Annotated in this window: 11 protein-coding genes; 4 read left to right on the top strand and 7 right to left on the bottom strand. The window is 72.6% G+C overall.

From position 1 onward, the window contains the following. Positions 1 to 75: 75 nt before the first annotated feature. Both DKT69_RS30150 and DKT69_RS30155 read right to left on the bottom strand, forming a co-directional pair. Positions 76 to 1,347 carry a cupin domain-containing protein gene (locus tag DKT69_RS30150; RefSeq protein ID WP_109804837.1) on the bottom strand — a complete coding sequence of 424 codons (1,272 nt, stop codon included), beginning with the start codon at positions 1,345 to 1,347 and terminating at the stop codon, positions 76 to 78. 9 nt (positions 1,348 to 1,356) lie between these two features. Then, the gene (locus DKT69_RS30155; RefSeq protein ID WP_109804838.1) at positions 1,357 to 1,647 is read right to left on the bottom strand and encodes a hypothetical protein; all 291 of its coding nucleotides are present in this window, start codon (positions 1,645 to 1,647) and stop codon (positions 1,357 to 1,359) included. Positions 1,648 to 1,874: 227 nt separating this feature from the next. Here DKT69_RS30155 and DKT69_RS30160 point away from each other — a divergent pair, with 227 nt between their 5' ends. From DKT69_RS30160 to DKT69_RS30175, 4 genes are all read left to right on the top strand, one after another. Then, a complete protein-coding gene (locus tag DKT69_RS30160) occupies positions 1,875 to 2,624 on the top strand; it encodes a PIG-L deacetylase family protein (protein WP_109804839.1) in 750 nt (249 codons plus the stop codon). Positions 2,625 to 2,775: 151 nt separating this feature from the next. Next, positions 2,776 to 3,975 (top strand): low temperature requirement protein A, encoded by a 1,200-nt coding sequence (locus DKT69_RS30165; RefSeq protein ID WP_109804840.1) that lies wholly within the window; start codon positions 2,776 to 2,778, stop codon positions 3,973 to 3,975. A 144-nt stretch (positions 3,976 to 4,119) separates the two neighbouring features. Next, positions 4,120 to 5,172: a mechanosensitive ion channel family protein gene (locus DKT69_RS30170; RefSeq protein ID WP_236648445.1), complete on the top strand. Its 1,053-nt coding sequence runs from the start codon at positions 4,120 to 4,122 to the stop codon at positions 5,170 to 5,172. Positions 5,173 to 5,220: 48 nt separating this feature from the next. Further along, complete coding sequence (locus tag DKT69_RS30175) at positions 5,221 to 6,054, top strand: DUF72 domain-containing protein (protein WP_109804841.1); 834 nt, start codon at positions 5,221 to 5,223, stop codon at positions 6,052 to 6,054. Here DKT69_RS30175 and DKT69_RS30180 read toward each other — a convergent pair. From DKT69_RS30180 to DKT69_RS30205, 5 genes are all read right to left on the bottom strand, one after another. Further along, positions 6,011 to 6,439 carry a DUF2267 domain-containing protein gene (locus DKT69_RS30180; protein ID WP_109804842.1) on the bottom strand — a complete coding sequence of 143 codons (429 nt, stop codon included), beginning with the start codon at positions 6,437 to 6,439 and terminating at the stop codon, positions 6,011 to 6,013. The two genes, DKT69_RS30175 and DKT69_RS30180, sit on opposite strands and share 44 nt — an antisense overlap. Positions 6,440 to 6,730: 291 nt before the next feature. Then, positions 6,731 to 7,603, bottom strand: coding sequence for a DUF72 domain-containing protein (locus DKT69_RS30190; protein ID WP_109804843.1), 873 nt, complete (start codon positions 7,601 to 7,603; stop codon positions 6,731 to 6,733). Positions 7,604 to 7,650: 47 nt separating this feature from the next. Further along, entirely contained in the window at positions 7,651 to 8,049 is a 399-nt protein-coding gene (locus DKT69_RS30195) for a TraR/DksA family transcriptional regulator (protein ID WP_109804844.1), read from the bottom strand. A 188-nt stretch (positions 8,050 to 8,237) separates the two neighbouring features. Next, positions 8,238 to 8,873 (bottom strand): nucleoside/nucleotide kinase family protein, encoded by a 636-nt coding sequence (locus tag DKT69_RS30200; protein WP_109804845.1) that lies wholly within the window; start codon positions 8,871 to 8,873, stop codon positions 8,238 to 8,240. A gap of 52 nt (positions 8,874 to 8,925) precedes the next feature. Then, a partial coding sequence (locus DKT69_RS30205) for a winged helix-turn-helix domain-containing protein (protein ID WP_146231253.1) occupies positions 8,926 to 9,256 on the bottom strand: 331 nt, incomplete at its 5' end.

The following is a 9,256-nucleotide window of genomic DNA, read 5'->3' on the forward strand; positions in this document are numbered from 1 at the left end:
AGATGTGTATAAGAGATATGACAACAACTTCATGATCAACGAGGCCCGGTGCGGGCTGCCGCGAGGTGAAGGTGGTCAGGCGGGGGTGAGGACGGATTCCTTGAGGAGGCGGCGGGCGAGGACGATGCGGTCGGCGTCGTCGTCGAGGCCGGGGAGGTCGCCGACCCGGGTGACCTCGCCGGCGAGGACGGCACGCAGGGCCGGCTCGCAGGTGCCGGGCAGGGTGATGGTGCGGTCGAACAGGCGCAGCGCCACCTTCCCGTCTCCGGTCGGGGTGAGCTGCCAGCGCAGGCCGGCGCGGGGCGCCACCCGGCTGTCGGCGTCCATCGTGGCCAGGGCCGCGGCCTGGGCCAGGGGGCGGATCGGCGCCGGTCGGGCCGCCGGCCAGGCCCGGTCGCGCAGCCGGGCGGCGACCGCGGCGGGGTCGGCCCGCAGCAGCCAGTCGCGCAGCGCCTCGACCGTCTCGGTCAGCTCCGGCTCGATCGCGTCCGGGTCGGCGACGTCGGTGCCGAAGGGCAGCCCGGCGCGCAGCCGGGCGTCCTCGGCGGCCAGCGCGAGCAGCTCCTCGACGAGGGCGTACCGGGTCAGCGCCCGGATGCCGACGGTCAGGTGCAGCGAGCTGGACTCCTGCGCCTGGGCGCTGTGCAGCCAGCCGCGGGGCAGGTAGAGCGCGTCGCCCGGTTCGAGCACCACGTCCAGCGCGGCGACGCCTTCGGCGGTGGCGGCGACCTCGTCGGCCCGTCCGCCCCAGGGCTGCTTCTCGAGCGGGTCGGGCAGCACCGGCGGGTGGATCCGCCAGTGCTTGCGGCCGTCCACCTGGAGCACGAAGACGTCGTGGGTGTCGTAGTGGGTGGCGAAGCCCTGGCTGCCGGCCGGGGTCAGGTACGCGTTGACCTGCAACGGCTGCCGCAGCGCGGTGCCCAGGTGCCGGGCGAAGTCGACCAGCGCCGGCCAGCTCCGGTGCAGGCCCTGGAGCACCAGGGTCGCGCCGGCGGCGTACAGGTCCAGAACCTTCTCGTCGAGGACCTGGTCGTCGATCTCGGCGCCCGCGCCGCCGCCGCCGGTGTAGCGCGCCGCCGGCACGAGCTGGCCGCCCTTGGCCACCCGCAGGAACGGGGTACGCAGACCGCGCCGGCTGAGCAGCTCGTCGGCGTCGGCGGGGCTGAGCAGGTCGGTGAAGCCGCGCGGGTTGGGTAGGTCGGCGGCGCGGGAGAGCAGCGGCGCGACGCCCCAGTGGGCGGCGGCGAACTTCGCCGGTTCCACGGAGATGCACCGGGCGAGGGCGTCGGTGGCGGAAGACGGAACCGCCGGGCGGCCGTGGCCGCCCGGCGGGTCGAGGTGCGTCATGACGATCCGTCAGCGGGCGCTGCCGTCGGCGCCGCCGTCGCGCTGGCCCGGGGTCGCGCCACCGTCGGCCGGACCCTCGGCGCCGCCGTCCGCGCCACCGTCCTGCTGGCCCGGGGTCGCGCCACCGTCGGCCGGACCCTCGGCGCCACGGTCCGCCCCTCGGTCGGCGCCACGCTCCGCGCCACGGTCGGCGCCACCGTCGGCGCCACCGTCCTGCTGGCCCGGGGTCGCGCCACCGTCGGCCGGGCCTTCGGGGCCGCCGCCGCTGGTGGTCTGCATGTCGTCGTCGTTGAGTGGCATCGGTGCTCCCTCGGGTGTGCCGCCCCGTCGTCGGTCGGGGTCCGTCGTGCAGCGGGTGGTACCCCCCGCGCGATCTTCTCTAACCCACGGTAGACGTCGGAACCCGGCGACACGGACGGTTCGCCGGGCCCCGAACCTGGGCCATCCGTTGCGGCAGGCCACGCCTGCGGGCGCGGACCGGTGCGCGGTGTCAGGATGTACCGGGAATTGGCCGGCAGGAGGGTCGCATGGCGCAACCGGAGGTCGAGCCGCTGGAACCGCTGCCCGAGGACTGGCAGCGCGGCCTGGCGGTGGTGGCGCACCCCGACGACCTGGAGTTCGGCGCCGCGGCGGCCGTGGCGCGCTGGACCGGGCAGGGCAAGGAGATCGTCTACTGCCTGGTCAGCAGCGGCGAGGCGGGCATCGACGGGATGCCGCCGGAGCGGACCCGGGAGATCCGCGAGCGGGAACAGCGCGAATCGGCCGCCCTGGTCGGGGTGCCGACCGTGGAGTTCCTCGGCCTCCCCGACGGCCTGCTGGAGTACGGCGTCGCGCTGCGCTGCGAGATCGCCGCGGTGGTCCGGCGGCACCGCCCCGACGTCGTCATCACCAACAACTTCCGGGACACCTGGGACGGGGCGTACGCGCTCAACCAGGCCGACCACATCGCCACCGGTCGCGCGGTGCTGGACGCGGTCCGCGACGCCGGCAACCGGTGGATCTTCTCGGAGCAGTTGGTCGACGGTGTCGAGCCGTGGAACCGGGTACGGCAGGTCTGGGCGGCCGCCTCCCCGCAGTCCCGGCACGGCGTGGACGTCACGGCGACCTTCGAACGGGGCGTGGCGTCGCTGCGGGCGCACGCGGAGTACCTGCGCGGGCTCGGGGACGGCGGCTTCGACCCGGAGGAGTTCCTGGAGGGGATCAGCCGGCCCGCCGGCACCCGTCTCGGGGTCCGCTACGGCGCCGCCTTCGAGGTCTTCCACTTCGACCTCTTCTGAGCGGTCGAGTCGCGCCTCCGGGTCACGGCGCCTTGCAGGCATGGCGGTGGAGCCGACCTGCCGACTTCGGCGAGAGTCCGCGTGGGACCGGTGGGCTTCGGAAGGATCGGCCCAGGGAACGTTCCGCACGCGAGCCGTCCGAGGTGTTGCCATGTCCCAGCCGGCGAGTCATCCACAGGCCCCCTCGCGCACCTGGTACCGGCCGATGGTCGCCCGCCCCACCGACGAGCCGTACCGGCGGGTCACTCCGCTGGAACTGCTCTTCGACCTGTGCTTCGTGGCCGCGGTGCGACAGGCCGCCGACCGGCTGCACCACAACCTGGGCGAGGCCGACATCGGCCATGGGATCGGCCTCTACCCGGCGGTGTTCTTCGCGATCTGGTGGGCCTGGATGAACTTCACCACGTTCGCCTCCGCGTACGACCCCGAGGACGACGTCTACCGCCTCACCACCCTCGTCCAGATCGCCGGGGCGCTGGTGATCGCCGGTGGCGTGCCCCGCGCCTTCGACCACGGCGACTTCTCCGTCATCACGTACGGGTACGTGATCATGCGCCTGGCGATGGTCGGGCAGTGGTTGCGCGTCGCCCACAGCGATCCCGAGCGGCGCGCCACCGCGCTGCGCTACGCCGTGGGCATCATCGTGCTGCAGGCGGCCTGGATTGCCCGGCTGGCACTGCCCGACGGGTGGCCCTGGCTGTTGCCCGGCTTCCTGGCGGTCGCCGTCGCCGAACTGCTGCTGCCGTTCTGGGCCCGGCGCCCCGCTCCGATCATCTGGCACCCGCGCCACATCACCGAGCGGTACGGCCTGTTCACCATCATCGTGCTCGGCGAGTCGGTGCTCGCCGCGAGCCTCGCCGTGCAGACCGCCTTCGACCGGGGAACCAAGGCGAGCCCCCTGCTGTCGATCGCCGGTGCCGGGATCGTGATCGTCTTCGCCATGTGGTGGCTGTATTTCGACCGCCCGGTCGAACACCTGGCAACGACGCCGCGCGTGGCACTGCTGTGGGGATACGGCCAGTATCTGATCTTCGCGTCGGCGGCCGCGCTCGGCGCGGGCCTAGCCGTCGATGTCGACTACCAGACCGGGGCGGCGCACCTCGGGCGCGTCGCCGCCGGGTACGCGGTTGCCGCGCCGGTCGCCATCTACCTGATCGCCGTCTGGACGCTGCACATCCGCCCGTACGAGCAGCTGAAGATGACCGTGCCGTACTGGGCCACGGCGGCGCTCGTGCTCCTCACCCCGCTCACACCCGCGCCGTCCCGCCTGACCGCTCTGCTCCTCGCCGCCCTCGTCGCTACCACCCTCATCGCCACCCGATGCGGGATGGGCGCGGCGACCGGTCACTAGGTCCACCCCCGCTGTCGGGGCGGTGACCCAGCCTGCCGACGCGTGCCCGATCGCCGGACTTCGCGTGGCCTGATCGTTTCCAGATGCACACCGCACGGTCGCAACTCCCGTGACACGCTCGGACAGGACAACCTGCCCGAGGAGTTGGAGGAGCATGAGCACTACGGCTGCATCGGTCGGCGCCTGATGGGCTTGGTGGCGATCGTGCTGGCCTCGCTGGGAGCGGCGCTCCTGCTGGATCGGTTCACCGGCGTGCTCGTCCGGCGAGTCGCCCGCGGCCGCTACCAGTGGTGCCTGACGCCGTTGTATAAGGCCTGCCGACGTCCCGCGATCATGGTGCTGCTGCTCGGAGCGCTGTACTTCGCGATGCCGACAGGGCCGGACTGGTGGATTCGAGCAGTCCGCCACGGGGTCCAGCTGCTGCTGATCGGCTGTACCGCGTGGCTGATAGTCAAGGCCCTGTACGTCACCGAAAGCATCATCTTCAGCCGGTTGCCGGAGGCGGCGGTCTCGGGCCGCCGCATCCGGCGCGCCCGCACCCAGATCCGGCCGGTACGGCGCCTCACCGCGACCGTCGTCACCATCCTGGCGATCGGCCTGATCATGGTCACCTTCCGGCCGGTACGCCTGTTCGGTCTGTCGGTGTTGGGATCGGCCGGAGTGGTCGGCGCGGTGATCGGGCTCTCCGCGCGGACCGCCCTGGGCAACGCCTTCGCCGGAATCCAGGTGGCCTTCGCCGACTCACTGCACGTCGGCGACGTCCTGGTGATCGAGGGCGAGTGGGGCCGCGTCGAGGAGTTGAAGCTCACCAATGTCGTCATCCGACTCTGGGACGACCGGGTGCTCATCCTGCCCACGACCTACTTCACCGAACGCCCGTTCCAGAACTGGACCCGGAACGAAAGCCGGGTGGTCGGCCAGATCAAACTTCACGTGGACCACACCGCCGACCTCGACGACCTACGCACGGAGGCCCGGCGGCTGGTCGAGGCGTCGCCACTCTGGGACCGCGACCAATGGGTGCTGCAGATGGTCGACGCAACCGCACAGAGCGTGGTCATCCAGATCCAGGCCTCCGCCGCCGACGGCCCGAGCGCCTGGGACCTCCGCTGCGACCTCCGCGAGGGCCTCATCCGCTACCTTCGGGATGAACACCCGCAATGGCTCCCCCGCACCCGCAGCGAATACAAGCCCTGAACCTCCGACAGCGGTACGCCGCAACGAACCTCCAAGGGCGCGATCACAATGATCCTGGTCGGCACCTCCGGCTGGCAGTACCGGGACTGGCGGGAGCGCTTCTACCCGGCGAAGCTGCCGCAGCGGCTCTGGCTGGAGCACTTCGCCGAACGGTTCGCCACCGTCGAGGTGAACAACGCCTTCTACCGGCTGCCCGAACGGGACACCTTCGTCGCCTGGCGGGCCCGCACCCCCGACGACTTCTGCGTGGCGGTGAAGATGAGCCGTTACCTCACCCACATCAAACGGCTGCGCGAGCCGGCCGAGCCGGTGGCCCGGTTCCTGGACCGGGCCGGTGGGCTGGGCGACCGGCTCGGACCCGTGCTCGTGCAACTCCCGCCGAACCTGCGCGCCGACCCCCGGGCGCTCGACGAGACGCTGCGGCTCTTCCCCGCCGACGTGCGGGTGGCGGTGGAACCCCGGCACCCCTCCTGGTGGAGCGACGACACCCGGCGCGTCCTCGAACGGCGCCGGGCCGCGCTGGTCTGGGCCGACCGGCTCAGCCGGCCGGTGACGCCGCTGTGGCGCACCACCGACTTCGGCTACCTGCGCCTGCACGAGCGGCGCGCCCGCCCATGGCCGCGCTACGGCCGGGCCGCGCTGGCGTCCTGGGTACGCCGGCTGAGCGACACGTTCGGCGACGCCGAGCCCGCGTACGTCTACTTCAACAACGACCCCGGCGGCGCGGCGATCGTCGACGCGGTGGCCTTCGCCGGACTGGCCCGGCGGGCCGGCCTCCCGGTCAGCCGGACGCCGAGGGCCCGCCCCACCGGAGTGGAGCGGGCCGGGACGGGGCCGGTCAGGGAATCATCCGGCCCAGGTCCTTCGGCATCTGCGACTTGACGTCCTGCCACTCGCCCTGGGTGACGTGCTGGCGCAGGGTGTCCAGCACCACCTGCACCACCCGCTCCGTGCCGCCCTCCACGTCGTACGGGAAGCCCTGGCGGACCTCGTAGAGAAAGTCTTCCCGGTTCAGCTTGATCGGCACGTTCTCCGGCTGCCAGCCGTCGAAGTAGATGCCGCGGACCAGCACCGGCAACTGCTGGGCGAACTCCACGCTCTGCTGCACCGGCAGCCGGTCGCGCAGCAGGTGCAGCACCGTGCGCAACGCCGCGTACGACTGGTTGCGCTGTTCCTTCGGCCAGCCGTACGCCTGCTCGATGTCCTTGAGCATCAGGTTTGTCTTGTCCATCGAGGACTCGACCGCGGAAATCAGCTGCTCAGCCATCTACCCACCCCCGTGCGTCGGTTTCCCAGCGTCGGTCGTCGGTGCGGCGCGGCGGCCCGCTGGGCCCCCGCCAGAGCCGGGTCGGGCTGAACCGACCGGGCCGCTCGCCACGCCGGGGCACGTCGGACTTCCCGACCACGTGCAGCACCCGGCCGCGGCGCGCATCCGCTACCACCCGCACCGTCATGGCCCACCTCCTGTCGGCCTCGCGGTCGCGCCGGTCGACGGACCGCACACACCGTCCATGCTGTGCGGCTCCGGGGTGAGTGGGCCTCACCCGCCCCGGGTGAATCAGTCCGCGCCGAGCAGGGCCTGCAACTGCCGGCCGTTGCGCTGGGCGTAGTCGCGGTAGCAGTTGTTCATCAGCACGTGCGTATGCTCGGCCTCCCCGGCCAGCTCGCGCAGCTTCGGCGCCCAGTCCCGCAGCTCCCGCTCGGAGTACTCGTACCCGAACTTCTCGTGGATGTCCTTGCTGGTCCACTTGTCGCTGTGCCCGTGGAAGCGGACCACCGCCAGGTCCGCGGTGGCCGCCAGCACCGGCGGGACGGACGACCGGTGCCCCTGCGGCATGTCGACGCAGACGTACGGCAGCCGGTGCTGACGCAGGAAGCCCAGCGTCTCGTCCCCGTTGGCCCCGTCGAACCAGGACGCGTGACGGAACTCGAAGACCGGGCGCAGCGGGGCGCACCGCTTCGCCACCTCGAGCAGGTACTGCTTGTTCTCCCGCTTGATGGTGAACCAGGGCGGGAACTGGAACAGCAGCGCGCCGAGCCGGCCCGCCTCGACCAGCGGGTCCAGGGCGGACAGGAACCGGGTCCAGACCTCCTCGTACGTCTGCGGCGGCAGATCGTCCGGGTAGACGTTCTTCTTGTCCGTCTCCGGGCGCAGGTCCTTGTAGAGCGCGCCGACCCGGGTCGGATGCCCGGTCAGCAGGCTGAACGCCTTGACGTTGAAGGTGAACCCGGGCGGGGTGCGGGCCACCCAGAGCTCCGCCGTCCGCTCCGCGGGCGGCGAGTAGTAGGTGGCGTCCACCTCGACCAGCGGGAACTGCCGGGCGTAGTAGTCCAGCCGTTTCTCCGGGGTGTCCGCGGTCGCCGGGTACCAGCCGGAGTCGAGCAGGGTCCGGTCGGTCCACGAGGCGGTGCCCACCTTGATCTCACCCATGGGTGGAGTCCACCGCGCGTCGGACCGACCGGCAACTCGGACGGCGCTCAGGCCGCCCGCCGCTCCCGGGTCTGCTTGCAGGCCACGCAGGAGGTGGCGGACGGGAAGATCTCCAGCCGCTCCACGGGGATCGGCGCGGAGCAACCCTCGCAGAACCCGTAGGTGCCCTCGTCCAGCCGGGTCAGCGCGTGCTCGAACTGGGCGCGGCGGTCCAGAATGGTGCGCAGCAGGGACTGCGCGGTGTCCCGCTCGGCGGTCTTGGTGCCGCTGTCGGCCTGGTCGTCGCCGGCGGTGTCGCCGACCTCCACCAGGCGCAGCACCTGGCTCTGCAGCACCGCCTGCTCGTACTCCGCGGTCAGCTCGTCGTAGCGCGACCGCAGGGACTGCCGGATCTGGTCGATCTCCGCCTGGGAACGGCCGGTGGCTACCGTGTCGTGGACGAGCATCGCTGCCTGCCTTTCGTGGGCCTCACATCGGTCCGGGGCGCTGTGACGCCCCGGACCTGTCCGTCGGTGGCGCGGGTGAACTCACCCGTGCTCTGTGAGCCGGGCGATTACCCGCACCTGGAAAGGATCAAACCGACGATTTTTCGCCCGTCGGCGTACCGACCGTCCGGTTCCGGCGGGCCGGCCGGTCAGCCGGGTTCCCCGGGCTCGACCACCGCCGGGTGGCGGGGGTCGTCGACCCGGACGACCACGTCGGCGAAGGACGCCGGCGCGACCTCGTCGGCGTACCGGGCGAAGGCGGGCAGCGTCCAGCGCAGCTCCGGGTCGGTACGCCGGGCCAGCGCGGCCGGGGAGAGCTCCAGGTGCACGGTGACATCGAAGGGCAGCCCGCCGCCGAGCAGCAGCGACCCGCTGACCAGCACCACGCCACCGGGTGGCAGCTCGACGTACCCGGCCCGGCTGGCCCGGTCGGTGACGGCGTCCCAGAGCGACGGGAGCAGCCGACCCGACCCGTCCGCGGCGGCCGGGTCGAGCACCTCCCGGCGCAGCCCGGTCTCGTCGACCCAACCCTCGTAGTAGGCGTCCGGGTTGGTCCGGCCCAGCTCCAGCCGGACCGAGGCGGGGCGGAGGAAGTCGGCGGCGAGCACGTGCAGCACCGGCCGCCCGGCGGCGCGCAGCGGGTCGACCAGGGCCGCGGCCAGCGCGTCGGGACCGGCGGCCGGTGGACCGTCGATCGCCACCCGGAGCCGCCCGGGCACGGCCGTGCCGGCCAGCCGGTCGGCCAGCTCGGCGACGAGTCGTTCGGGCGTGATCGGACGGACCACATCCGACCATGGTGCCCGGCCCACCTGGCGGCCGGCCAAGGACCCGGCCGGCTCAGCCGGTGCGGTCGACGGTGACGCGGGCGTCGTCGGCCAGCCGGTAGCCGACGCCGTAGACGGTGGTGACCAGGGGGACGTCCACGCCGACCTTGCCGCGCAGCCGTCGGACGTGCACGTCCACCGTGCGGACGCCGGCGTGCTCGTAGCCCCAGACCGCGTTGAGCAGTTGCAGCCGGGTGAAGACCCGGCGCGGATGCGCGACCAGGTGCAGCAGCAGGTCGAACTCCAGCCGGGTCAGCGGCAGCGGCTCGCCGTCGCGCAGCACCGAGCGGGAGGCGGCCAGGATGTGCAGGGTCGGGACGGACGGGGCTAGGGGGCGGGACGGG

Origin of the sequence: Micromonospora sicca (genome assembly GCF_003172935.1) — a bacterium.
Taxonomy (GTDB): domain Bacteria; phylum Actinomycetota; class Actinomycetes; order Mycobacteriales; family Micromonosporaceae; genus Micromonospora; species Micromonospora sicca.